This window comes from Urechidicola sp. KH5 (assembly GCF_054661455.1).
The window spans coordinates 485,417-509,977 of sequence record NZ_BAAFSW010000003.1 but is presented as its reverse complement, the minus strand read 5'-3'; the positions used below and the strand labels follow the sequence as shown (position 1 = coordinate 509,977).

The 24,561-nt window shown below is 33.1% G+C and carries 24 protein-coding genes; 4 read left to right on the top strand and 20 right to left on the bottom strand.

Going from position 1 to position 24,561, the window contains the following annotated elements; genetic code table 11:
• Positions 1–6: 6 nt before the first annotated feature.
• From ACYQ5R_RS10805 to ACYQ5R_RS10775, 7 genes are all read right to left on the bottom strand, one after another.
• Positions 7–648, bottom strand: coding sequence for a LolA family protein (locus ACYQ5R_RS10805; RefSeq protein ID WP_460190955.1), 642 nt, complete (start codon positions 646–648; stop codon positions 7–9).
• Positions 649–651: 3 nt separating this feature from the next.
• Positions 652–3,105, bottom strand: coding sequence for a DNA translocase FtsK (locus ACYQ5R_RS10800; RefSeq protein WP_460190954.1), 2,454 nt, complete (start codon positions 3,103–3,105; stop codon positions 652–654).
• A 52-nt stretch (positions 3,106–3,157) separates the two neighbouring features.
• On the bottom strand, positions 3,158–3,487 hold the full coding sequence (locus tag ACYQ5R_RS10795) for a diacylglycerol kinase family protein (RefSeq protein ID WP_460191002.1): 330 nt from the start codon (positions 3,485–3,487) through the stop codon (positions 3,158–3,160).
• 52 nt (positions 3,488–3,539) lie between these two features.
• The gene (gene tpx / locus ACYQ5R_RS10790; protein WP_460190953.1) at positions 3,540–4,037 is read right to left on the bottom strand and encodes a thiol peroxidase; all 498 of its coding nucleotides are present in this window, start codon (positions 4,035–4,037) and stop codon (positions 3,540–3,542) included.
• Between the two features lie 95 nt (positions 4,038–4,132).
• On the bottom strand, positions 4,133–4,390 hold the full coding sequence (locus ACYQ5R_RS10785; protein WP_460190952.1) for a DUF6952 family protein: 258 nt from the start codon (positions 4,388–4,390) through the stop codon (positions 4,133–4,135).
• Positions 4,391–4,408: 18 nt separating this feature from the next.
• Positions 4,409–4,717, bottom strand: coding sequence for a thioredoxin family protein (locus tag ACYQ5R_RS10780; protein ID WP_460190951.1), 309 nt, complete (start codon positions 4,715–4,717; stop codon positions 4,409–4,411).
• A gap of 66 nt (positions 4,718–4,783) precedes the next feature.
• Entirely contained in the window at positions 4,784–5,422 is a 639-nt protein-coding gene (locus ACYQ5R_RS10775) for a redoxin domain-containing protein (RefSeq protein ID WP_460190950.1), read from the bottom strand.
• 231 nt (positions 5,423–5,653) lie between these two features.
• Between ACYQ5R_RS10775 and ACYQ5R_RS10770 the strand changes: the two genes are divergently transcribed.
• Entirely contained in the window at positions 5,654–7,039 is a 1,386-nt protein-coding gene (locus tag ACYQ5R_RS10770; RefSeq protein ID WP_460190949.1) for an MATE family efflux transporter, read from the top strand.
• Positions 7,026–7,256, top strand: coding sequence for a hypothetical protein (locus ACYQ5R_RS10765; RefSeq protein ID WP_460190948.1), 231 nt, complete (start codon positions 7,026–7,028; stop codon positions 7,254–7,256). The genes ACYQ5R_RS10770 and ACYQ5R_RS10765 overlap by 14 nt, the downstream gene beginning before the upstream one ends.
• Positions 7,257–7,285: 29 nt before the next feature.
• On the opposite strand, the gene ACYQ5R_RS10760 is transcribed toward ACYQ5R_RS10765, so the two are convergent.
• Positions 7,286–9,070 (bottom strand): DEAD/DEAH box helicase, encoded by a 1,785-nt coding sequence (locus tag ACYQ5R_RS10760; RefSeq protein WP_460190947.1) that lies wholly within the window; start codon positions 9,068–9,070, stop codon positions 7,286–7,288.
• A gap of 140 nt (positions 9,071–9,210) precedes the next feature.
• A complete protein-coding gene (locus ACYQ5R_RS10755; protein WP_460190946.1) occupies positions 9,211–10,590 on the bottom strand; it encodes a TlpA family protein disulfide reductase in 1,380 nt (459 codons plus the stop codon).
• Positions 10,591–10,804: 214 nt separating this feature from the next.
• On the opposite strand from ACYQ5R_RS10755, the gene ACYQ5R_RS10750 reads away from it, so the two are divergent.
• Positions 10,805–12,430, top strand: coding sequence for an ABC-F family ATP-binding cassette domain-containing protein (locus tag ACYQ5R_RS10750; RefSeq protein WP_460190945.1), 1,626 nt, complete (start codon positions 10,805–10,807; stop codon positions 12,428–12,430).
• A 29-nt stretch (positions 12,431–12,459) separates the two neighbouring features.
• Here ACYQ5R_RS10750 and ACYQ5R_RS10745 read toward each other — a convergent pair whose 3' ends face one another.
• The 4 genes from ACYQ5R_RS10745 to ACYQ5R_RS10730 are packed head-to-tail and all read right to left on the bottom strand — an operon-like array spanning position 12,460 to position 15,543.
• Positions 12,460–12,930, bottom strand: a complete 471-nt coding sequence (locus ACYQ5R_RS10745) for a hypothetical protein (RefSeq protein ID WP_460190944.1) — start codon at positions 12,928–12,930, stop codon at positions 12,460–12,462.
• 11 nt (positions 12,931–12,941) lie between these two features.
• Positions 12,942–13,484: a hypothetical protein gene (locus ACYQ5R_RS10740; protein WP_460190943.1), complete on the bottom strand. Its 543-nt coding sequence runs from the start codon at positions 13,482–13,484 to the stop codon at positions 12,942–12,944.
• Position 13,485: 1 nt separating this feature from the next.
• Positions 13,486–14,028, bottom strand: a complete 543-nt coding sequence (locus ACYQ5R_RS10735; RefSeq protein ID WP_460190942.1) for an RNA polymerase sigma factor — start codon at positions 14,026–14,028, stop codon at positions 13,486–13,488.
• Between the two features lie 57 nt (positions 14,029–14,085).
• On the bottom strand, positions 14,086–15,543 hold the full coding sequence (locus ACYQ5R_RS10730) for a TonB-dependent receptor (protein ID WP_460190941.1): 1,458 nt from the start codon (positions 15,541–15,543) through the stop codon (positions 14,086–14,088).
• 93 nt (positions 15,544–15,636) lie between these two features.
• Here ACYQ5R_RS10730 and ACYQ5R_RS10725 point away from each other — a divergent pair, with 93 nt between their 5' ends.
• Positions 15,637–16,398, top strand: a complete 762-nt coding sequence (locus ACYQ5R_RS10725) for an MBL fold metallo-hydrolase (protein WP_460190940.1) — start codon at positions 15,637–15,639, stop codon at positions 16,396–16,398.
• Here the strand turns inward: ACYQ5R_RS10725 and ACYQ5R_RS10720 are convergent.
• Genes ACYQ5R_RS10720 through ACYQ5R_RS10690 form a run of 7 tightly spaced genes read right to left on the bottom strand, consistent with a single transcriptional unit; the run spans position 16,395 to position 24,488 of the window.
• Entirely contained in the window at positions 16,395–17,054 is a 660-nt protein-coding gene (locus tag ACYQ5R_RS10720) for an alpha/beta hydrolase (RefSeq protein ID WP_460190939.1), read from the bottom strand. The two genes, ACYQ5R_RS10725 and ACYQ5R_RS10720, sit on opposite strands and share 4 nt — an antisense overlap.
• Before the next feature lies 1 nt (position 17,055).
• Complete coding sequence (locus ACYQ5R_RS10715; RefSeq protein ID WP_460190938.1) at positions 17,056–17,376, bottom strand: hypothetical protein; 321 nt, start codon at positions 17,374–17,376, stop codon at positions 17,056–17,058.
• 2 nt (positions 17,377–17,378) lie between these two features.
• Positions 17,379–18,638: a dihydroorotase gene (locus ACYQ5R_RS10710; RefSeq protein ID WP_460190937.1), complete on the bottom strand. Its 1,260-nt coding sequence runs from the start codon at positions 18,636–18,638 to the stop codon at positions 17,379–17,381.
• On the bottom strand, positions 18,635–20,590 hold the full coding sequence (locus ACYQ5R_RS10705) for a BatA domain-containing protein (protein ID WP_460190936.1): 1,956 nt from the start codon (positions 20,588–20,590) through the stop codon (positions 18,635–18,637). Before ACYQ5R_RS10705 ends, ACYQ5R_RS10710 begins: the two co-directional genes overlap by 4 nt.
• Positions 20,591–20,614: 24 nt before the next feature.
• Entirely contained in the window at positions 20,615–21,352 is a 738-nt protein-coding gene (locus ACYQ5R_RS10700; protein ID WP_460190935.1) for a 5'-methylthioadenosine/adenosylhomocysteine nucleosidase, read from the bottom strand.
• Positions 21,353–21,370: 18 nt separating this feature from the next.
• Complete coding sequence (locus ACYQ5R_RS10695; protein WP_460190934.1) at positions 21,371–22,036, bottom strand: ABC transporter ATP-binding protein; 666 nt, start codon at positions 22,034–22,036, stop codon at positions 21,371–21,373.
• A gap of 22 nt (positions 22,037–22,058) precedes the next feature.
• A complete protein-coding gene (locus tag ACYQ5R_RS10690; RefSeq protein WP_460190933.1) occupies positions 22,059–24,488 on the bottom strand; it encodes a DUF5916 domain-containing protein in 2,430 nt (809 codons plus the stop codon).
• Between the last annotated feature and the right edge of the window lie 73 nt (positions 24,489–24,561).

The following is a 24,561-nucleotide window of genomic DNA, read 5'->3' as shown; positions in this document are numbered from 1 at the left end:
GGCGTCTTATTTAGGTTCAGAAATACTATATCCTTTTTCTTCATATGCTGCTCTATCAAAAATAAAAGTTGCAGCGTCTAATGTTTGGTTGGTTTTAAATGTTGTTAAAGTGTAAGTAGTAACCGTATCATCCAATCCAGTTTCGATTACTCGATAAATATGATTTGTTTTTGTATCAATTCCAACCAATACATGTTTGAGTTCAGTTTCTTCACTAGTAGGTGTTAATTTAACAAACTGTAGTTTTTTACCAGTAATAGTTTGTTTAATGTCCATACTGTAGTTAAAACCTTTTTTATAAAAGGTCAACATTTTTGAAGGGGTTAGGGTAGATGCATCATCTTCATTATTTGGCTGCTTTATAACAACTTCTTCATCTTCATGAACCATTAAATACACTTTTGCACCATCAAACATTTGTTGAACTCCCATGTACTCAAAATTGTATAAATCACTTTTTAAAGTTACCTTTCCATTTGTAGATTGATGAATATCTGCAATTTCGTTATCTATTTTATGCTCAAACTCAATATAAATATTGTCGTATGATTTCGCTGTTTGTGCCACTTTATCTAGCAATGTTTTTGCGTCCTGCGAAAATCCTAAGGCAGTAATTAATAGTGCAATTAATACACTTGTTTTTTTCATCTTTTAATTTCTTTCGTTCTCTAATAATTCATTTAAGGCCATTTCGTCTGGAATCAGCACTTGGCGAGCCTTACTTCCTTCAAAAGGACCAACAATTCCAGCTGCTTCTAATTGATCGATAATTCTACCTGCTCTGTTGTATCCTAATTTGAGTTTTCTTTGCAATAAAGATGCCGAACCTTGTTGTGCATTAATAATTACTAAAGCAGCATCTTTAAACAAGCTATCTCTATCATTAATATCAATATCTAAACTTGCTCCAGCTTCTTCGCCAACATATTCTGGAAGCATATGGGCCTCAGGATATGCTCTTTGTGAACCAATAAAATCAGTTATTTTTTCTACTTCTGGCGTGTCTACAAATGCACATTGAATTCTCGTTAAGTCATTACCTCCTGAAAATAGCATATCTCCTTTACCTATTAGCTGATCAGCACCGCCACTGTCTAAAATTGTTCTTGAGTCTATTTTAGACGTTACTCTAAACGCTATCCTTGCAGGGAAGTTTGCTTTAATAATACCAGTAATAACATTAACAGAAGGTCTTTGCGTAGCAACTATTAAATGAATACCAATAGCTCTAGCTAATTGTGCTAATCGCGCAATAGGAGTTTCTACTTCTTTACCAGCTGTCATAATTAAATCCGCAAATTCATCTATAACTAAAACGATGTAGGGTAAATAGCGATGTCCGTTTTCAGGATTTAATTTACGTCCTTTAAATTTGGTGTTATATTCTTTAATATTACGAACCATAGCCGCCTTGAGTAAGTCATAACGGGCGTCCATTTCAATACATAAGGAGTTTAGAGTATTTACAACTTTAGTAGTGTCTGTTATAATGGCATCTTCAGCATCTGGTAATTTTGCTAGGTAGTGGCGCTCTATTTTATTGAATAATGTCAGCTCTACTTTCTTAGGGTCAACTAGAACAAACTTAACTTCGGCAGGATGTTTTTTATACAATAAAGATGTCAAAATAACATTCAAACCAACAGATTTACCTTGTCCTGTAGCACCGGCCATTAGAAGATGAGGCATTTTAGCCAAATCAACAACAAAAGATTCATTCGAAATTGTCTTACCAAAAGCTATTGGCAATTCCATCTGAGCACTTTGAAACTTTTTAGAAGCAATCATAGATTTCATTGAAACCATGGTTGCTTTATTATTTGGTACCTCAATACCTATAGTACCTTTTCCTGGAATAGGAGCAATAATTCTAATACCTAATGCAGAAAGTGAAAGTGCAATATCGTCTTCTAAATTCTTGATTTTCGAAATTCGAATACCAGCCTCTGGTATAATTTCATATAATGTAACAGTAGGTCCAACTGTAGCTTTAATTTTAGCAATCCCAATTTTGTAATTGCTAAGGGTTTGTACAATTCTATTTTTGTTGGCTTCAAGCTCTTCTTGATCTACTGCGATACTCTCGTTAAATTCGCGTAATAGATTTAACGTAGGGAATTTGAAATTACCCAACTCCAATGTAGGGTCAAATTCTCCAAAGTCTTTAACAAGTTTATCTGATAGGTTTTTAGACTCAGTTTCTTCTTCGGTAATAGTTTCTATGGCAATTTCAACATCATTTGATTCATTCTGAGTTTCATCAACTTCTGTTTTTAAATGGATATCTAGACTGAGGTCTTCTCCTGTTTCGTTATTAAGAGGCACCTCTTCCTTTCCTAAGTAATTTTTAATAGTTGGTTGTAAATTTTCTACCGATAGTTCAAAGTCAGATTTTTCTTTGTACTCCGTTTTATCTGAGGTGTCATCTATTTGCTTTTGTTCATTCGCTTGTTCAACTTCAATAGACTCAATAGTCTCATTTGAATTCAAATTCTCAACATCCTTTTTCTTTTTAGTAAAAAGACTTACTAAATGACTGCCGTTAAGTTTAAAACGAATAGCAAGATATGCTAGCATTGCAAAACTCAAAACTAAAGCAATTCCCGTCTTACCTAAAAACGGAATTAAATATTGGTTCAATTCATATCCGACAACTCCACTGAGTAATGAGTGAGCGTCTGCAAACAATCCAAAAAATAGAGCAAACCATGTCATACCTAATAAGCCCCATCCCCAAGATTTTCTCATTTTTATTAAACTAATCTGTAACAAAATATAGGCGCCCGTAAAGAAAATAAGAAAGGGTAGAATAAATCCTGCTGCACCAAAACCTTTGTAGATCAATGCTTCACTAATAACATGACCAAATTTTCCTAAAATATTATTTACTCTGGCGTTTGCATCTGTAAACTCAGAAAACTCACTTTGGTCTACCTGCCAGTTAAACATATAAGAAGTAAAGGCCATAAGCATAAAAACACCAAATGCCATCAAAAACAATCCGATAACCGTTTGGGTCTGTCTATTACTCAAAAAAGTTTTAATTTTTTGAAAAGGATTGGGTTTTGTAGCTATTGATTTGGTTGCTTTTTTCTTTCTTGCCATAGGGTGTTGGTGTATTTACAAAAGTAGCTAAATAACGTGTGATTTTTAGGTTTTAAAACGGAATTTTTGGTAGGTATATTATCAAGCCAATAATAATCGCAAATATAGCCGAAATCATAGGAATTCCGGCGGCAATATCTTTTATTTTGCCTACTTGTTTGTGGTAGTTTGGATGAATAAAATCACAGATATATTCAATAGCTGAATTCGTGTCTTCTGCGATCAATACCAATGCAATTGCAGTAATTTGAAACAACCATTCCATTGTAGATAATCCAATTATAAAACCAACAAAAGTCATAATTATTCCAATAGTGAGCTGTACCATAATACTGTGTTCAGTAGAAATTAATAACCACGCTCCTTTAGCGGCATAGCCAATACTTTTAATTCTACCTGAAACAAAAGATGACTTTTATTGATTCTTCATTTTTTTATAGCACCGCTAATGCGGCATTATAATTTGGTTCGTCAACAGTTTCTGCGACTTGTTCTGTGTACAGCACAGTTCCGTCTGAATCAATAACAATTATACTTCTAGAGTGCAATCCTTCTAACGGGCCTGTTGTAAAAGTCAATCCGTTGTCATTACCAAAATTACCTGAAATGAAATCTGATAGCATCACTACATTTTCAATGCCTTCAGCTCCACAAAATCTTCCTTGAGCAAATGGCAGGTCTTTAGAAATACACAAAACTTTCGTGTTTTCTAGACTTGATGCACTTTTATTAAATGTGCGCACAGATTGTGCACAAGTACCAGTATCTACACTTGGAAAAATATTTAGAACCAATTTTGAATCTGCAAAATCACTTAAGTTTTTTTTAGATAAGTCTCCAGCAACAAGGCTAAAGTCTTTTAATTTAGAGCCTACTTCGGGCAATGAACCTACCGTTTCGAATGCAGTTCCTTTTAATGTTACAGTTGCCATTTTATTTAAAATTTAGGTGAGTATCAAAAATAGCCAAAAAAAGAAAACTCTCGAATTTCTTCGAGAGTTTTATAGTTTGTTTATTAACAAAATTCTTATTGATCTATAGAACCTAATACCCGTTTCATAAACCCGTTCATTGCATCTTTTTTAGAAGTTCCTTTCTTTATTTCTTCATTTACTTCTAATGCACCGTACATATTTGAAATTAATTCTCCAATTACATCTAACTCTTCGTCTTTTAAAGAAGCAACTTCAGTTAAATCTTCTAAAACCTCAAGAGTTTCATGAATGTAATCTTCATCATTATTTTCAATAAAAGCAGTTAATTGTTTTATAATAGGTATTTTCATTATTGTTCTGTTTAATTATCAAGTAATTTCTTCTACCAAACTTTTTAAAACGTCAGCCTTATTTGTCTGCGTTTGATTTACTTTTTCTCCATTTTGAAAAATTGCAAATGTTGGTAAATTATCTACTGTTGCTAGTTTACGAGAATTAGGAAACTTTTCGGCATCTGCAATTACAAAAGTCATGTCTTGGTGCTCTGATGCCATACGCTTAAATTTAGGTTTCATAATACGACAATTTCCGCACCATCCAGCACTATATTGAACAACTACCTTTTGGTTGTCTGCAACAATTTGTTCTAAATTATCTTGGCTTAATTCTGTTAACATAACTCGTTTTTTTAAAGTTAAAATAATCTCACCCCGTATTTAAGGGGTAAGATTAAATAGTTATTTTTAATGAACCGCTAAATATTCTGCGGTACTCAATCTATTGGCGTTCATAGCTTCTTTTCCTTCTTCCCAGTTTGCAGGACAAACTTCACCTTTTTCTTGAACATGAGCATAGGCATCGATTAATCTTAGATACTCATTTACATTTCTACCTAATGGCATGTCATTTACACTTTCGTGGAATACTTTACCTTCTTCATCAATTAAATAAGTTGCTCTAAAAGTAACGTTTGAACCTTCAATTGAAATTGTGTCATACTCTTCATTATATGATTCGTTCTCAATATCTAAAATTCCTAAAATACTTGATAAATTACGTGTAGTATCTGCTAATAATGGGTAAGTAACACCTTCAATACCACCTTGATCTTTTGGAGTGTTTAACCATGCAAAGTGTACTTCGTTTGTATCGCAAGAAGCACCGATTACCAATGTGTTTCTTTTTTCAAACTCAGCTAAAGCAGCTTGAAATGCATGTAATTCAGTTGGACAAACAAAAGTGAAATCTTTTGGGTACCAGAATAATAATACTTTTTTCTTGTTGTTTACAGCTTCTTCTAATACGTTAATTCTTAAATCATCTCCCATTTCAGAGATGGCGTCTACAGTTACGTTTGGGAATTTTTTTCCTACTAATGCCATGTTTAAATATTTATAAAATTGATAATTAATTATTTATTTAACGAGTGCAAATCTAATTAATAATCTATCTTGTTTTACACTTACCAATTTTAATTTCTTATCAATTAATAAATGTTCTTTATAGTCGATATGTTGGTATAATTTATACTTATAATTCATAGATTCAAATCATGGTTATCTAAATTAATTTTACGGTAATAATCGTATTTTCGCACTGATAAAAAAATCTATTTGAACCTTTCTGCTTACACATCAGAATTTAAAACAAACCTTAAACTAGCATCTCCTGTGATGGCTGGAATGCTTGGGCATACCTTTGTAAGTTTTATAGACAATGCAATGGTAGGGCAGTTGGGTACCGCAGAGTTAGCTGCAGTTTCATTGGGTAACAGTTTTATTTTTGTAGCAATGTCTTTAGGTATAGGTTTTTCAACAGCCATAACTCCTTTGGTTGCTGAGGCAGATGGAGGTAATAATACGCTTAGAGCAAAGGCAACGTTTAAAAATGGTTTATTCTTGTGCAGTGTTATCGGAGTTTTGTTATTTATAGCAACTCTTTTGGCGAAACCTGTGATGTACCATATGGATCAACCTGATGAAGTAGTTGAGTTAGCAATTCCATATTTAGAATTGGTGGCGGCCTCACTTATTCCATTAGTTGTTTATCAGGGATTTAAACAATTTTCTGAGGGAATGTCTTTAACGAGATTTCCGATGTATGCGACTTTATTAGCGAACGTAATTAATGTGGTGTTAAACTATATTTTAATATTCGGTAAGCTGGGTATGCCACAATTGGGTATCGTTGGCGCTGCAATTGGTACTTTAATTTCACGGATAGTTATGCTTACTTACTTGTGGTGGATGCTTAGAGGGAAAGAAAAAACTAGGGCACTTGTTACAAACATCAAGTTTTGGATTTTAGATATAGAAATGGTAAAGAAGATTCTAAGTCTAGGTTTTCCGAGTGCCATGCAAATGTTTTTTGAGGTAAGTATATTTACTGCTGCTATTTGGTTGAGTGGAATTTTAGGGAAAAATCCGCAAGCGGCAAATCAGATTGCTTTAAACATGGCATCTATGACATTTATGGTGGCCATGGGACTAAGTGTTACAGCCATGATTAGAGTTGGTAACCAAAAAGGTTTATTAGATTATAAAGCTTTGAGAAGAATTGCTTTTTCGATTTTTTTCTTAACAACGATTTTAGAAGTGGCTTTTGCAATTTTCTTCTTTTTATTTCATGAATATTTACCGTATTTATATATAGATATAGAAGACCCAACGAATTATGTAGACAATGTTGAGGTTGTCGAAATTGCGGCTAAATTATTATTGGCTGCAGCCATTTTTCAAATTTCAGATGGACTACAAGTTGTTGCTCTTGGAGCATTAAGAGGGTTGCAAGACGTTCTAATACCGACTATTCTTACTTTTATAGCTTATTGGGGTGTAGGTTTTCCAACGAGTTACTATTTAGGCTTAAAAACGGATATGGGAAGTTTTGGAATATGGATTGGTTTATTAGCAGGCTTATCAGCTGCAGGAATATTGCTATTTTGGCGATTTAATTATTTGACTAAAAAATTAATTAGAATTAAACATGGAACTACCTAAATTTTTGTTAGGCGATAATTCAGATTATCAACAAGCCATTTTTGTTGTTCATACAGAATATCCTAGATTTATAATTAATCTAGTAGATGATGAAATTGAATGGTTAGAAATATTTAAAGAATCGGATGAAGAAATTCTAACAGGTGAAGTTGCTGGACTCATAGAAGAGGCGAGTGCCTTTTACGATAAAGAAATGGAGCAATATGAAAATGAATAGGGTGGTTTTTAACCACCCTATATATTAAATTACTTTCTTCCTCGGCTTCGGCCTTTTCCGCTATCCCGTTTTCTTCCAAATCCGGAAGCATTGATTTTGGCTTTTGCTCTGTTAGACTCTTTTGCTCGTCTATTTGATTTGTTTCTGTGCTTTCTGTCTCCGCCGCTGCCGTTGCGACCTCTTCGGCCACCGCGACTACCTTTTCTTTTTTCAGTAATTTCTACGCTAACACCACGCCCCTCAAAAACTACTTCATTTTTTAAGAATGCATCAACAGTTTCTTGAGTGAAATTTTTATCCAACTCAAAGAATGAGAAGGTGTCTAAAATATCGATATCTCCAATTTCAATATTTGGTGCAATTCTTTGATCGTTGATTAAGCCCATTAATCGAGATGGATTTAATCGATCTTTTCTACCAATATTGATAAAGAAGCGAGTCATGTTCTCATTGTTCGAATTTCTTCTTCTTTCAGATCCACCACCTGTTAAATCATTCAGATCCTTTGCGTTTTCGTAATAACTTAAGAAACTATTGAATTCGATAGAAACAAATCTTTGAATGAGCTCTTCACGAGATAAACCTTCTAATTTTTGCTCAATAGTAGGAATATAATCAGCAATTTCTGCTTCGTTAATTTCTATGTCATGAACTTTATCAATCAAACTAAAAAGTTGCTTTTCACAAATTTCTTTTCCAGTAGGTACTTGTTTTTGAACAAACTCTTTCTTGATCACTTTTTCGATTGCAGTAAGCTTTCTCTTTTCATTTGGATTTACAATAGCGATAGAGACTCCTTTGCTATTTGCTCTACCAGTTCTTCCGCTTCGGTGTGTATATGGCTCTATTTGATCTGGTAGTTTGTAATTTATAACATGTGTAAGATTGTTTACATCCAAGCCACGAGCTGCTACATCGGTTGCAACTAAAAGTTGTAAGTTCTTTTTTCTGAACTTTTGCATAACGGTATCTCGTTGTGCCTGTGATAAGTCACCATGAAGCGCGTCTGCATTATAACCATCTTCAATTAGCTTATCTGCAATATCTTTTGTTTCTCTTCGTGTTCTACAAAATATGATACCATAAATATCCGGATGCATGTCTGCAATGCGCTTTAAAGCCGGATATCTGTTTCTATCCATTACCATATAAAACTCATGTGATACATTGTCTGATCCTGTATTTTTTTGACCCGCCTCTAATTGTGTTGGGTCATGCATATAGTTGCGAGCTATTCTATCAACTTCTTTAGGGAATGTTGCAGAGAATAATAATGTTTGCTTTGTGTCTGGTGTGACCTCTAAAACTTGATCTAGCTCATCTTTAAAGCCCATATTCAACATTTCATCAGCTTCGTCTAAAACCAACCATTGTACATTATGCAGTTTTAAACTACCTCTTTTAATAAGGTCAACCGTTCTGCCAGGAGTACCAACAACAATTTGAGCACCTCTTTTTAATTTTCTAATTTGCTCTTCAATTGCAGCACCTCCATATACGGTTGCTACGCGCACATTTCTCATGTACTTGGAGAAATCTCTGATGTTATCCGCAATTTGAATTGCTAATTCCCTAGTAGGAGATAAGATGATTGCCTGAACAGTTTCATCATTAGCATCAACTTGGTGTAAAATAGGTAAGCTAAACGCAGCTGTTTTGCCTGTACCTGTTTGAGCAAATGCTTTTAAATCTTGTTTAGATTCAATTACTTGTGGAATTGCTTTTTCCTGAATTTCCGTTGGATTTTCGTATCCTAATTCAGTAAGGGCTTCTGTAATTGTTGGGAGTAGCCCTAAACTTTCAAATGTTACCATGGTCTGTATTTAGTGATTTACAGACGCGCCCGCACCCACAAATCTTATTAAGGGCGCAAAAGTACAGCTAAATAACGGATTAAGCATTGTTATTTTAGATTATTATTTGTTACTGAAAATTAAAGGGTTAGAAGCGAGTCTTAATTTTTAATTAAAACTGTAAGCTGACGCTCTAAGTATGGAGATGATAAGTAGGTAAAACTATTTGTTACTTTACCATTTCTATCAATTAAAATGGTTCTTGGTTCTAAACTTTTTACAAAACCATGTGCACTACTATCTTCTGTCAAAAAATACTGATGCTTTAAGGTATTGTTTAGTTTAAGATTAGAAAACTCTGTTGGCTCCAAATTAATACCAACAAACATTAGGTCTGGATATTTCTTCTCAAGATATTTAACACGTTTAATCAACATGTCTGGACTAATCAACTCAGGAGACCAGAAATAAATGACGGTATTTTTGTTTTTTACAACTTTATTAATTCTTAATGTATTATTGTTTACATCAATAATTTCAAAATTGTCTAAACTTTTGTTATGCACTATTTTTTCGCAATCTTCTGCAAGAGCATTGATTTGCTCTTTCATTTTATTATTTGAACATAATGCATTAAAAGTTTCTAGTACTTCAATGTCAATGCTGCAAGCACCGGGTTTATTCCTAAAATTACCATAAACAACTTGACGCAGTAATGTGTTTTTAAAGCGTTCAACTTCAATATGTTTATCGATAGTGTTTAGAATGGCAACTGAGGTATTTTCATGCTTATCTTTATCACTTCTTGCTAAAGCATGAATATAAATGTTGATATAACTATAATATGGAGCAAAATCTATTAATTGCTCATTATTCATATCAATTCCTTGTCTAAAATCGTAATAAGTAGCAGACAATTCTGGATAATCTTCTAATTGAAATCTACTTTTGTGGATGTAGGGATAGCTCTCAAGTAGTTTATACATTGGATAATTTATAGCAACTTGAGCTAGTTCATCAAATTCTTCAGAAACTTCTGTGCCTGATTCTAACATTTGTTGGTATAAGAAGTTGTTTAAAGAAATATTGGATTGAATCTTTTCTTCAAATCTAAATGGAACTTGATTGTAATACGGACTAATTTCGTGTTCTTCTTTTTCGTTTTGAAGATACAAGCCTATCAAAAAATTATTCTTCTGAGCTCCTTTACCTGAGAAAACTAACGACTCGTCAAAATCCCAAGTATTTAAATGAATTAATATACTGTCTCTTGGCTCAAAATAAACATATTGATATTCTAAACCATGATTGAACATATATAATCCGTGGGTATGTGTATCTAGCTGAGTGATGAAGTTATTTTCATTATCTAAGTACATAGTATCAATAACTACATCATTTTTAGATAAAGTAATAAAGGAGTTTTTTGGATTTTTAATATGACCGCCAAAATAGGTTGCTGAGTGACCTTCTTGTGCCGTTGAGCATGAGGCTAATATCAACATAAAAACACCGAAATATAAGAGTTGTTTTATCTTCATATAGGGACTAACTAAAATAGTCTATTTACAATTACAAAAATACAAACGCCCTTTGCATTCGCTGTTAAACACATGTTAAAAGTAAAACGGATTTTATCGACTTTTTTAACATGTTGTAATAAAGTAATTCAGGTTGTTAAGAAGTATTCGAGTTGATGGTTTAGTCCATAAAATTTGTTACTTTTGCGCCACATTTAAAAATTTGTAATATCCTATGCTTTCAGTATCCAATCTATCAGTGCAATTTGGCAAGCGTATATTATTTGATGAAGTAAACACCAAATTTGTTCAAGGTAATTGTTACGGAATTATTGGTGCCAACGGTGCTGGTAAATCTACATTTTTAAAAATACTTTCTAGTGAAATGGAGCCAACTTCGGGTCAAGTGTATCTTGAACCAGGTAAACGTATGTCTGTTCTATCACAGAATCACTTTGCATACGATGAATTTCCTGTTTTAGAAACTGTAATGATGGGTAATAAACCATTGTTTGATTTAAAGAAAGAAATGGATGCTATTTATGCAAAGCCAGATTTTTCTGATGCTGATGGTATACGTGCAGGTGAATTGGGAGAGCAATTTGAAGAAATGGGTGGTTGGACTGCAGAGAGTGATGCTGCAACTTTATTATCTTCTTTAGGAATAAAGGATGAGCAGCATTATACATTAATGGCCGACTTAGATGGTAAATCTAAAGTACGAGTTTTATTAGCGCAAGCCTTGTTTGGTAATCCTGACGTATTAATTATGGATGAGCCTACCAATGATTTGGATTTTGAAACAATTGGTTGGTTAGAACATTTCTTAGCAAATTACGATAATACGGTAATTGTAGTATCGCACGATAGGCATTTTTTAGATGCCGTTTGTACGCATATTTCTGATATAGATTTTGGAAAAATTAATCATTACAGTGGAAATTATACTTTCTGGTATGAGAGTAGTCAATTAGCTGCAAAACAACGTGCACAACAAAACAAGAAAGCAGAAGATAAAAAGAAAGAATTAGAAGAATTTATTCGTCGTTTCTCTGCCAATGTTGCTAAGTCTAAGCAGGCGACAAGTAGAAAGAAAATGATTGAAAAATTAAATGTTGAAGATATCAAGCCATCAAGTAGAAGGTATCCTGCAATTATTTTCGAACAAGAGCGTGAGGCTGGTGATCAAATTTTGAATGTTGAAAATTTAAGCAAATCGGTAGAAGGAGAAGTATTGTTTAAAGAAATTCATTTTAACTTAAATAGAGGAGATAAAGTAGCTTTCATTTCTAAAAATTCAAAAGCGGTCAGTACGTTTTATGAGATTTTAAATAACAGGTTAGATCCAGATACAGGTAAATTTGCTTGGGGTGTAACAACTACTCAATCTTATTTACCAGTTGAAAACTCAGAGTATTTTCAAGATGCTTCTTTGAATTTAGTTGATTGGTTAAGACAATATGCTCAAACAGAAGAAGAACGTGAAGAAGTATTTTTAAGAGGCTTTTTAGGTAAGATGATTTTTAGTGGAGAAGAAGCCTTAAAGAAATGTAATGTGTTGAGTGGTGGTGAAAAAGTGCGTTGTATGTTGTCTAAAATGATGATGACTAGAGCTAATGTGGTAATGTTAGATGAGCCAACTAACCACTTAGATCTAGAATCTATTCAAGCATTTAACAATGGTCTGAAAAACTTTAAAGGAACTGTGTTGTTCTCAACTCATGATCACGAGTTTGCACAAACGGTGGCAAATAGAATTATAGAATTAACTCCAAATGGGATTATTGATAAGTTAAGTACGTTTGACGAATACTTAGATGATTCAAAGGTTAAGGAGCTAAGACAAAAGATGTATTTATAAAGAAAAAGGGAAGTTTTACTTCCCTTTTTTTATTCTTTTTTATTTTCTCTGTTCTTGCCTTCTTTCCGTAAGCGCTGTAAAATACGTCTATTAAAATCAGCTTCAGCTATATGTAGTTTAAGAATTTTTTTAGGAGAAAGAATACCTGTCAAACTTATGTAAAAGTGTTCTTTCTCTTTTTGAATTTTGGTATCGATACTTATAAAATTGTCAATTATTGCAGCTGCCTCTTCATCGGATAAGGCATCAACACCTCCTTTATCTTTAATGCGTTTAAAACTAGATCGACCTTGCTCTTTCCGATATTTTAACATATTATCTTGATGTGCATTATAGAGTGGCCAAAATTTTTCTGCTTCTTCAGAACTTAAATCCAATTCTTGCGTAATATGCGCAATCTTGAGCCCTTTTAATTGTTCTTCACGACCTTTAGGCCCTTGAGCAAATAGCTGAGTTGTAATAAAAATACTCGCTACTAATATGAAGGTAAATTTTTTCATACTTTTTTATTTTAGTTGGTTAATATCAATGATTCAATATCAATATTGTCTAAGTAATTTAGATAATCATCTTCAGAGTAATCTGAGAACAAATCTATAGTTTCTATTTCGTCTTCTAAATAAACTGCGGCAATATCCTCGCTACTAACATCAATACTACCATCATCAATCCAAGATTCTATTTGAGCAGCATCTAAAGATGCAAATACATCTTGATTAGATGGTTGATTGAACACAGTTAGCATCAATAATAATGTAATAGAGGCTGCGACCAATATTGGAGCTACTTTCTTAATAATAATTTGCCTAAACGAAATAACTTTTACTTGTTGTTCACTGTTTATTTTAGCAAAAACATTGTCTTCTATCGTATTAAAATACCCTTCAGGAATCTCAAAATGGGGTTTATGAATGATTTGGAGAATATTAGATTCAATTGAATCGAAATAGTTTTTTGGGGTCTCAAATCCAGTGCCAACACTTCTGTATTTAAAAAGGGTAGGAGCTTCTTTTTCTAGAGAAAAACTATCATTATTTAAGTTATTTGCTGCCATATTATTGGGCTGTTATAATCTTTTCAATTTTTTTTACTGCATGAAAATACGATGCTTTTAAGGCACCAACACTAGTATCTAGTATTTCAGACATATCTGTGTATTTCATATTGTCGAAGTATTTCATATTGAAGACTAACTGTTGTTTTTCTGGTAATGTGGCAATTGCCTTTTGTAAAACTTGCTGAATTTCATCTCCACTAAACAAGGCATCTTCTTGCAGTGTGGCAACTAAATTTTGCTTGTACTCAGAAATATCAATTGTCTGTTGCTTTGCGCGTTTATTAATGAAGGTAATCGACTCATTAGTCGCAATGCGATACATCCATGAATAAATCTTGCTATCCTCTTTAAAATTATGAATACTTCTATACACCTTAACAAACGTATTTTGGAGCACATCATCAGCATCATCATGTGATACGACTATTTTTCTGATATGCCAATACAACCGCTCTTTATACAACTCCATTAATTGCCTAAATGCAATATCTTGGGTTTGCTTATTTTTTAATTGAGCGATTAGTTGTTTTTCGTTTGTCACCTAGGGTATTTTGAATTAAGACCATTAAAAATACAAAAGGTTTAAAAGTAAATGGATTTAAGATGTAGGTTTTTTAAATTTTCTTCTTGAATAACCAAATAAGCGTTCATCTTTAATGATTTCTGAAATTCCTTCTGGTAACATTTTCTCCCAACCTTCTTCACCTTCATGAATCATTTTAAGAACTTTTCTAGAGAATACATTTAAGATGTCTGGATTATAGTTTTCAATATCAATTACTTTACCATTGTATTTAAAGAATTTGTACAATTCTTTCATACGAGGATGCACTTTTAAGTTCTCACTAGTAATCAATTCATCTTTTTCACCATCTTTTAATGGGTATAAGTAGATTTTTAAATCTTTAAAGAACAATTTACCAAAGGCCTCTAAAATTCCACCACTCAGATTACGGTAATATTTTTCGTCAAAAATTTGAACAAGATTGAATACTCCCATTGCCAAACCTAATCGTTCTTTTGTAAATTCAGCATAGTATTCAACTAGTTTGTAATATTCAGAGAAATCGGTTATCATAACATTCTGGCCTAAAGAGCAAAGTAATTCTGCACGGTCTAAGAAGTCTCGTTCATTTATTTCTCCTTCTGCGGAAAGATTAGATAATGTTATTTCAAAAATGATTTTGGCATTATCTTTATCAACCTTTTTTTCAGCAAAGAAAAGTTCTGTAGCACGCTCGAAAATATCCATGTTTACTTTAGTTACAGGTCTAAAGCTTCCTCTTAAGGTCAATATGTTTTTCTTATACAGTTGTTGTGCAGGTAATAAGTTATTGCCATCTGGACCAAACATTACGGCATTTGTCATACCGTTTTTAACTAACTGTAAACTCATTAAACGATTATCTACATAGGCAAATCGAGCTCCAGAGAAATTAATCATGTCTATTTCAATCTGATCTTTATCTAAATTATCATATAAAGATTTTAATAGATCTTTAGGATTATCGTTTAAATAGAAACAACCGTAAATTAAATTAACACCAAGCGTACCCAGTGTTTCTTGCTGTAATTTTGCATCATTTTCTTTAAATCGAACATGCATGATAATTTCGTTATATCCTTCAAGAGGATTCAATTGAAATTTCATACCAATCCAACCATGACCTTTAAATTTCTTTGCAAAGTCAATAGTTGTAACCGTATTGGCGTATGAGAAGAATAATTTTTCAGGGTGTTTTGCTCTACTTAATCGATCTTCTATTAAATGAATCTCGTGCGTAAGCATTTTCTTTAATCGTGATTCGGTAACGTAACGTCCATCATCTTCTAAACCGTATATAGCATCAGAGAAATCTTTATCATAGGCACTCATAGCTTTTGCAATGGTGCCAGAAGCCCCGCCAGCTCTAAAAAAGTTTCTCACGGTTTCTTGTCCTGCACCAATTTCAGCAAAAGTTCCATAAATATTTTTGTTGAGGTTAATGCGTAATGCTTTTCTTTTAACAGAAGGGACGCTTGCAATTTTAAGGTCGCCTGAAATCACTGATGTCATAGCTGAAATATTCTTTACAATTACGTAACAAAAATACGAATTTCGGTTTTTCAAATCACATTTTAAAAGTTAAATTTGTAGAAAATAGAACACTTGAAATTAACTTTTTTAGGCACAGGTACTTCTCAAGGAATACCTGTCATTAATAGCGATCATCCGGTTTGTCACTCAACAGATAATAGAGATAAGAGACTTAGAGTTTCCATTTTGGTTGAGTGGGATGACGTGGCTTTTGTTGTAGACTGTGGTCCTGATTTTAGGTATCAAATGCTACGGGCAAATGTGCATTCTATAAATGGTATTCTATTTACTCATGAGCATGCAGACCATGTAGCCGGAATAGATGATATAAGGCCTTTTTGTTTTCAAATAGGTGCTGTGCCAGTATTTGGATTGCCTAGAGTTTTAGAAACTCTTGCTCTAAGGTTTGACTATATTTTCTCGAATGAAAATAAATATCCTGGTGCTCCAAGTGTGGCTCAGAACCCAATTGGATATAAATCATTTGAATTGCACGGAGTTACAATTACGCCAATTAAAGTGATACATGGTGATTTAGAAATTCTAGGTTATCGATTTGATCAATTAGCCTATTTAACAGATGTAAAAATAATTCCAGAAACTGAAATTGAAAAACTACAAGGATTAGAAATTTTGGTTATAAGCGCATTGAGAAAAGAGCCGCACTATACTCATATAACTTTAGATGAAGCCTTGAGTTTGATTGAAAAAATTCAGCCCAAGCGTGCGTATTTAACGCATATTAGCCATAAGATGGGATTTCACGCAGATGTGGAAAAAGAACTACCAGAAAATGTGTTTTTGGCATACGATGAACTGGAAGTGAAGGTTTAAATTCTCGCTTCTATCCAAGCTTTAAAATCATAAAAGTTCTGCGGAGCAACACCATGTCCTACCATATATTCTTTATAGGTGTGTGGAATGTTTAATTCTTTTAAAAGGGGAGGAGTATTCTGAGCCCATTCAACGGGAATCACTTGATCTACACTACCATGTGATGCGAAAATATCTAAATTACTATAATTAAGCTCATTTAGATTTGGAGGAAGTAAATCGTAATTAACATAACCGCTTAAAGCAACAACATGTTGCGCTTTTTCTGGATTGTTCAATACCAATCCATAACTCAAAATAGCACCTTGGCTAAAGCCAATTAAAAAAGTGTTTTGAGGATCTGTATTGTAAGCTACATGTATTTCATCTATAAAAGTCTTTATTAACTCAATAGATTCTTTAGCCTCATCGGTATCAGAAAATTTACCATTGTTCAAGTCGAAATTAATAGTATACCAAGCATAACCACCCATTTCATGTGATAAAGGTGCTCTTGCGCTCACAACAATTAATTCATCGGGTAATTCTGAAGCAAAAGAGAATAAATCTTGCTCGTTACTGCCATAGCCGTGTAATAATAATGCTAATGGAGGCTTAGAAGAAGTTTGTTTCTTAGGTTGTCTGACTAAATGAATTAGCGATAAATTTTCTTGCATATTAAATGTTTCTAAACCATTGTTGAAACTGTTCTCCCAATAGTGGAATTGGTTTTTCTTCTCCTTTAATTGCGGATAGTAATCCGATTAACCAAAGAACAAACCAGCCAAGAAATAATATAGAACCTCCAATGCCCCAAGCAAATTTGGTAATAAAACTTATAACCAATAAGAGTAGTGCTAAACCAATAGATTGTCTAATATGAAAAGCGGCGTAACTGTTATAATTATTGTTGTTCATTAGGAAAGCAATTAACAAACCAATCCACCAGAAATAACTGATTATTGCCTTTGTTCTTCCTTGCTGTACGTTGTAATCCATAATTACTGGTTTAAAACAATTTGATTATTTGCAATTATACCGTAAGCTTTTCCTTTTGTTGGTTGGCCTAGGTATGCTGAGTTTTTAGAAGTTGATAGGATTTGATTCTCAGTGAATTTATCTTCTCCCTCTGCCGTGAATAAGCTTAATTTAGCTTCTAAACCTTCTGAAACAGAAACAGGTTTTAAATTAAAACGCTCTCGTGGCTTCCTAGTAATTGTTTCAATAAAATCTTCAACAGATAACACAGTGTTTAAACTGCCTATAAGCGACTCTAAACCTAGACTTCCAAATTTAGCAGCACTATATGCTACTTTTTTATGTTCAACATCCATAGGGTTATGATCGGATGTAATAATATCTATGGTGCCATCTTTTACGCCAGCTATCAAAGCATATATATCTTCTTTTGTTCTTAAAGGTGGCGTCACCTTTGTATTCGCGTTAAAGCCATGAAGCATCTCATCAGTAATTGTTAAATGATTTGCACTGACACTGCAAGAAATATCTAGGCCTTTATTTTTAGCTTCTTTAATTAATTCAACAGATTTTTTGGTTGAAATAGTTGGAATATGAAGTTTACCTCCGGCATATTCAAGTAAGAATATATCTCTCGCAACTTGCATAGTCTCGGCTAGGGCAGGAATTCCTTTTAAACCTAATACAGTACTGTTTACACCTTCGTTTGCTAAACCTTCTCTTGCGATACTGCTGTCTTGAGGGAAGCTTTGTACTAATCCATCAAAATTTTGAGTGTACTGTAATGCAATTTTTAAAAGGTTGGCATTGCTTATTGGTTTTTTATAATCTCCAAAAGCAATTGCGCCAAACTGTTTCATATCGTATAATTCTGCTAAATCATACCCGTCAGATTTTACTGTTAAGCATCCAATAGGATGTAAATTTGTTGCATATCCGCTAGCTTTATTTATAAGAAACTGAACTGCTGTAAGATTGTCTGTAGCTGGTTTTGTGTTACCATTAACTGCAACATCTGTAAATCCACTTTTAGCTGCAACAGTCAATCCATTAGCAATTGTTTCGCGTTCTTCGTAACCGGGTTCGCCAAAACTCACACTCGTGTCAAACCAACCAGCAGACACCATTAAATTGGGTAAATTGATTTCTGAATAGTTATTTGGGTTTTTGATGGAGTCGGCAATTTTCGCAATAATGCCATTTTCAATTAAGATGTCTTGTTTTTTAAGATGATATTGACTCAATTTGTCAACTATTGTGGCAGATTTAATCAGCGCGTTCATACTTTAAAAAATTTAAGGATGCACATTTCCAGCAACAAAAATAATACAGCTAAGCTCAAAAACAATTTAAATAATGTTTTAATTTCAAATTGATCTGAAATTTCTAATGCCAAATCTTCATAATTGTCGAAAATGATTATTTTATTTTTGTTTGCGAAAAGTTGGTTTAAATCAGTAGTTGTTAATCTACTTTCTTTTCTGTCGTAATTATAAGCCACTGTTTTAATAGTGGTGTTGTTGTGTGTAATTTGATAATAATCTGCTTCATCTGGTAATGATGTTGTGGTTATGTTTACTGTTTTACCATTGTGGTTTTGCAATGGTATAAATCTTTTGTTATCATTACTGAATTCTAGTATTTCATCTTTGTTTAAGGTGTGATCTAAAGCAATTTCATTTTCATGATTGATAACATAATACAACTGTGGAAAAGGAGCATTTTTTACCGCAAAATTATAGAATAGAGGTACGATTAACGGACTATTTTTAAAATTAGAATTACCTTCTGAAATGGGAGAGCTAAATAAGTAGAGGTTACCAATAGAAGAGTTTAACTCACTTATAAATGGTAGTCTATTGTCAAAACTTAAAATTGATGATGCATTCTTTAATCTGGTATTAAAAAAACCATTAACTAAAGGTGCTTCAAAGTTTGAGACTCTTTTTTCAAAAACATTATCAAATAAGGGGTGGTCATAATAAATGATACTTATGGGTTGCTCGATTTGATTGAAGGAATCAATTTTATTAGAAGAAGATAAATTTAATAATTGGTTATAAGAATTTAGATTTCCATTTATAGCAGGAATCATAACAATTGTTCCTCCTTGCTTAAAATAATCTTCTAACAATGAAATTAGCCTTGGTTCTAAAGACTCGATTTCATTTAAAATTATTAGGCTTTGTTTGCTGATAAAAACGGGGTCTAAATTGTCGTTTTCTTGTGACGTAAAATTGAACTCATTTGAGGTGAAAATACGACTTAAAAAAGAGGAGTTTTTTCCAAGTGAAAGTACGTTTAATTTTGGTGTTTCTTCTATTGAGAATAGAAGGGTGTTATCAAACAAAAGTGTATTGTCATCAATTTCAATTTTTCCATTTACTTTATTTTTTGATGGAAAAGAAAACTGTTTTGAAACTGTAGTTTTATCTGAAAAATCTGCACTTGATTTTGCAACTAGAGTATCGTTTAAAATTAGTGATACAGGTACAGATATATTATTTTTTAGTTGGGAATTTAATTGTACATTTATTGTGATTTCTGAGTTTGTTTTAGCAGCAACATAAACAGAATCAATCCAAATATTGTTGATATTATTTCTTGTGCTGTTTATTAAGGAAATTGAAGGGTTTACATTTGTAACGTTTTGTTTTTTTATTTTTTCAAAACCTTGAAAATCAGAAACTAAAATAGTTTTATATAAAGTATTGGTTTTTTCTTTTAACACCTCATTTATCTGAAGAAAAACTGTTTCGAAGTCTGTATTTTTTGGACTGAATTCTAGGTTAATAAGTCTTTCTTTTAAAGTTTCTGGAGGTAAATTATAGGCTATTTCGTCATTGGTAATTAAAGTTGTATTTTGATTTAAATTGACATTGTCTAAGAAGCCTGAAATTTCATTTTTTAATCGTTCACTTCCATTTTCAAGAGTTGCCATACTCAAAGAATTATCTACATATAAAATCAATTCTTTCGATTGATTTTTTGTTGCGTTTGAAAAATATGGCTGAGCGAATGCTAAAATAATTGAAGAAAATAAACCTAGTCTGCAAAGAAGAATTAACCACTTTTTAAGCTGCGAACTTTTTCTAGTTTTTACCTGTATTTTTTTTAGTAAATCTACATTGGTAAAAGGAACTTTTTTGAAGCGTTGCAATTGAAATAAATGGATGATAATTGGAATAATTAAAAGCCATAAAAAGTTTAAAATTTCAGGGTATATAAATTGCATTGTTTTGGTGCTTCAAAAGTATAGCTATAATACAAAATAGTTTTTGAATATACCCAAGGCGTATTGACTTGCAACATTTTTCATAAAACGAGCAAAATCTATATGAGCATTGTCATTCGCCTTGTCTGATATAATGCGAATAATGTTAAATGGAACGTTATATTCAAAACAAACTTGAGCTACACTAGCTCCTTCCATTTCTACACAGCATACATCTGGTAACTCGTTATTCAATTGAGCTATTTTCTCTAAACTCGAAACAAATAAATCGCCACTGGCTATTGCTTCTGTGTATACTTTGGGCGCAACAATATTAAATTCCTTAGCTTCACTTTCCGAAACAAACTCATTAAATGCTTTCGATAATTTTAAGGCAGAATCCATGAAAGATGAGGGGTTGACTGTACCGAAATATTTTTCTTTTAAAATAGGTACTTCAAACTTCTGGTAAAACGGTCTAGCGTCTAAATCATGTTGATATAGTTTCGTACCAATAATAACATCACCAATATTCAAATGAGGTTTAATAGCCCCTGCAACACCGGTAAAAATAATTTCAGATGGACTGTAATCATTAATTAATTGCGTAGTGGTTGCCGCCGCAGCAACTTTGCCCCATCTAGAAAATACAAGCACCACTTTTTTGCCAAATAGACTACCTTGATAATAGGTCCGCATGCCTTTAGTAGTTTCTTTAGTGTTTTTCAGTTGCTCCAATAAAGCCTGCATTTCTTCTTGCATGGCACTAATTATGGCTATCATCGCTTTATTTAAATGATTTTAGGATCTTATTATATTTCCGTCTCTCATCTCAAGAGTTCTGTCAGCCATTGCCGCCAACTCCTTATTATGGGTAACAATCACAAATGTTTGTCCGAATTCGTCTCGGAGTTTAAAAAATAATTCATGTAAATTTTGCGATGATTCAGAATCAAGATTACCACTCGGTTCATCAGCAAATATTACTCTTGGATTATTTATTAACGCACGAGCAACGGCAACTCTTTGTTGTTCTCCTCCAGAAAGTTCGCTTGGTTTGTGATGGGCTCTCTTTTCAAGTCCTAAAAAACCAAGAAGACGCAGGGCTTCTGTTTCTGCCGATTCTTGAGAGCTACCACCTATGTAGGCTGGAATACAAATATTTTCAATTGCAGTAAATTCAGGTAGCAGTTGGTGAAATTGAAAAATAAAACCAATGTTTTTATTTCTAAATTTTGAAAGCTTTTTGTCTGAAAGTTTCAAAATATTTTTTTCATCAATGGTCACTTTAGTCTCTGCACTTTTGTTGGGTTGATCTAAAGTGCCTAGAATTTGTAATAATGTTGTTTTACCAGCTCCTGAAGGGCCAACAATGGCGACTATTTCACCTTTTTTAATGTGCAAATCAACGCCTTTCAGTACTTCTACAGTGCCATAAGACTTGTGAATATTTGTGGCTTTAATCATAGCTCAAACATACAAAATTTGGTTAAGAATTTTTCTTCTTAAACCAGTACTTCATGTTATTGTAGTCTATAAAGTAAATCATTCGAAGTGAAAGGTTGTGTCCGATTGGTTGTTCGAAAAGATTCGATAGGTTTTCTCCAAAATCTAACTGCGACTGATCGTCGGCATTAAAAATTCGATTTCTATACAGCAGAGTTAATTGACTTCCAGGGGCAAACTCCCAAGCATAACTAAAGTCTATGTTCCAAACATTATAGTTAATATCATGACTTTCGTTGTACGGATGTTCTGTTAAATCACCGTTTTCATCTAAGGCATAAAACTGATGGCTATAAGCAACAGGAGACCAATAGTGTCTAAAAGTGAGATTTAATGAAGATTTTGTGTTGAAGTTGAAACGCCCTGATAAATTGTTCGTTAAACTTCTACGATCTCTAATTCCAAATATTATGGTGTCGTCGTCTAACTGATTTACATAGCCTTGCTCGTTATTTGCATTAAATAATTCGACTTCATATATCATTATAAATCGATCGCTGAAACGATAGCGAGGCTCTGCAGTTATTTCGTAATAATCAGTATCTTGTTTTGGCTGCATACCGTAAAATCCACGTACATCAATAGCAAACTTTTTGTTGTAATTGGTAGATAACCAGGCATTAAAATTGGTTCTAGGTGCTTGTTTTACATATCTGTCAAAAACTCTAGGTTCATAATAATCGTATTGCGTACCTATGTTTCCGTTAATATTTCCGCCAAAGGCCATTTGGTTATGTAATTGACCAAAGAAGCCTATAAAAGAATCATTACCCATGTACGCCCCGTTGCTGAATCGATAATTTAATTCTGTAAAATAATTAATACGCAATCGCATGAAGGTATCGGTCTGTTCAAAGGTTCTATAGACTCCATTTGAGTAGATTTTTTGATAGTCAACAAAGAAATTAAAACCTAAATCATTAATGTCAAAATGCTCGTCAGCCATAGAATAACCAACATTAAAGTTGAAATTACCAGATGATTTTCCGAAGCTATTATCAAACCAATAACCTTTTACTAACTCTCCGTTTTCTCGAACCCTACTTGTTTTAAATCCTCCATTTATGTTAAAGGAATTCCTTTTATTGTTGATATCCCACATTAATGCTGTTGCATTTGCATCTCTAGTACTTCCTTCTCTTAAAACATTGGTATTGGTTAAAGAGATATAAGAGTTTTTATTGAATTGTTGATCAAAAACAATAACACTATAATTGGCCAGTGGTTCTGTAATAAATTCACGTGTTTCACCTGTTAAAGTATCTTTTATTCGTGCAGTTGTTTCTTCTGTAATCGCATTAAATACGCCAACACCTAAACCTTTATTGGTTCTTCCTGAAACTTTGATGGCATTTAGCATATTTACCATATCGGTATTGTCTGTGAAAATTTCATTTTCCTCTAAATCACTGCTTAAACCATAATTAATTGGGCGGTCACCTATTCTTCTAGTATAAAAAAGGTTCCCTTTTTCAAATAGCTCAACACCTTCGGTAAAAAATGGTCTTTGCTCTTGATAAATTTGTTCAAAGGGCCCAAGGTTTAATACTAAATCATCGAAAGCTACTTGACCGAAATCTGGAATTAATGTAGCATCAAGCGTGAAACTTTCGCTGATTCCGTATTTTACATCCAATCCAAAACTTGCATCAAAATTTTCTTCACCATCATAACTGTCATATGCGGATTGGGCATAAGGAGAAAAACTCAATCGAGTAGGAGGATCTATATTTTCTATTCCGGTTAATGTACCCGCATATTGCTGTAATATACCTACTGAACGATCAGCAAAATTCCAGGTGTATTGTTCTCTTGTATTTCTAAAATATCGGTGAAAATTTAATCCCCAAGTTTGAGTTTCTTTGTTAGAAAACCTCAAAGTAGAATAAGGAATTTTCATTTCTACTATCCAACCATTTTCCATAATTTTTGTAGCACTACTCCAAACGGCGCTCCAGCTAAAGTCTTCTCCGTCTGGTGTTGCTTTTGCATCACATTGTGTGCCTGTTACCTGAACAAAAAATTCGGTATCATTTAAAGAATCGTTGTTTGGGTTTATCGCTACAGCAAACCAATCTGCAATTCCAAAATTGTCTCTACTTGAAAATTGTTTCGGAATTTTATCGGGTTCATCATCGTAGCAATAGGCCCCAAAATAGATAGCCTCATCGTCATAAACTATTCTAACTTCTGTACGCTTTTCAAAAGGGATTGGAGTGCCTGAATCAGGTCTGAACATGACAAAATCTGTTGCTATATCAGCTCCTTTCCAAGCATCATCATCTAAAATTCCGTCAATTTTGGGAGCGCTCTTTACACGTTTGGTATCTACGTTTTTTTTGGTTATTTCGGTTTGTGCTGATAGAGAAAGTACAGCTGAAAATAAGCATAATATAAAGAATGCCTTGTTCATTGAAAAAGTAGTTTGCAGTTTTTATACTTAATGCGAAAGTATTTAACATACTGCTTTATATCCCTTAAAATAC

Excerpts from the sequence above, each read along its gene's own strand:
- ACYQ5R_RS10715 (WP_460190938.1), bottom strand. The coding sequence starts at position 17,376 with ATGGATTACAACGTACAGCAAGGAAGAACAAAGGCAATAATCAGTTAT.
- ACYQ5R_RS10710 (WP_460190937.1), bottom strand. The coding sequence starts at position 18,638 with ATGAACGCGCTGATTAAATCTGCCACAATAGTTGACAAATTGAGTCAA.
- ACYQ5R_RS10690 (WP_460190933.1), bottom strand. The coding sequence starts at position 24,488 with ATGAACAAGGCATTCTTTATATTATGCTTATTTTCAGCTGTACTTTCT.
- ACYQ5R_RS10745 (WP_460190944.1), bottom strand. The coding sequence starts at position 12,930 with ATGAAAAAATTTACCTTCATATTAGTAGCGAGTATTTTTATTACAACT.
- ACYQ5R_RS10800 (WP_460190954.1), bottom strand. The coding sequence starts at position 3,105 with ATGGCAAGAAAGAAAAAAGCAACCAAATCAATAGCTACAAAACCCAAT.
- ACYQ5R_RS10740 (WP_460190943.1), bottom strand. The coding sequence starts at position 13,484 with ATGGCAGCAAATAACTTAAATAATGATAGTTTTTCTCTAGAAAAAGAA.
- tpx (WP_460190953.1), bottom strand. The coding sequence starts at position 4,037 with ATGGCAACTGTAACATTAAAAGGAACTGCATTCGAAACGGTAGGTTCA.
- ACYQ5R_RS10780 (WP_460190951.1), bottom strand. The coding sequence starts at position 4,717 with ATGTTAACAGAATTAAGCCAAGATAATTTAGAACAAATTGTTGCAGAC.
- ACYQ5R_RS10760 (WP_460190947.1), bottom strand. The coding sequence starts at position 9,070 with ATGGTAACATTTGAAAGTTTAGGGCTACTCCCAACAATTACAGAAGCC.
- ACYQ5R_RS10705 (WP_460190936.1), bottom strand. The coding sequence starts at position 20,590 with ATGCAATTTATATACCCTGAAATTTTAAACTTTTTATGGCTTTTAATT.
- ACYQ5R_RS10755 (WP_460190946.1), bottom strand. The coding sequence starts at position 10,590 with ATGAAGATAAAACAACTCTTATATTTCGGTGTTTTTATGTTGATATTA.
- ACYQ5R_RS10785 (WP_460190952.1), bottom strand. The coding sequence starts at position 4,390 with ATGAAAATACCTATTATAAAACAATTAACTGCTTTTATTGAAAATAAT.
- ACYQ5R_RS10805 (WP_460190955.1), bottom strand. The coding sequence starts at position 648 with ATGAAAAAAACAAGTGTATTAATTGCACTATTAATTACTGCCTTAGGA.
- ACYQ5R_RS10695 (WP_460190934.1), bottom strand. The coding sequence starts at position 22,036 with ATGATTAAAGCCACAAATATTCACAAGTCTTATGGCACTGTAGAAGTA.
- ACYQ5R_RS10720 (WP_460190939.1), bottom strand. The coding sequence starts at position 17,054 with ATGCAAGAAAATTTATCGCTAATTCATTTAGTCAGACAACCTAAGAAA.
- ACYQ5R_RS10750 (WP_460190945.1), top strand. The coding sequence starts at position 10,805 with ATGCTTTCAGTATCCAATCTATCAGTGCAATTTGGCAAGCGTATATTA.
- ACYQ5R_RS10775 (WP_460190950.1), bottom strand. The coding sequence starts at position 5,422 with ATGGCATTAGTAGGAAAAAAATTCCCAAACGTAACTGTAGACGCCATC.
- ACYQ5R_RS10730 (WP_460190941.1), bottom strand. The coding sequence starts at position 15,543 with ATGACATCAGTGATTTCAGGCGACCTTAAAATTGCAAGCGTCCCTTCT.
- ACYQ5R_RS10700 (WP_460190935.1), bottom strand. The coding sequence starts at position 21,352 with ATGATAGCCATAATTAGTGCCATGCAAGAAGAAATGCAGGCTTTATTG.
- ACYQ5R_RS10765 (WP_460190948.1), top strand. The coding sequence starts at position 7,026 with ATGGAACTACCTAAATTTTTGTTAGGCGATAATTCAGATTATCAACAA.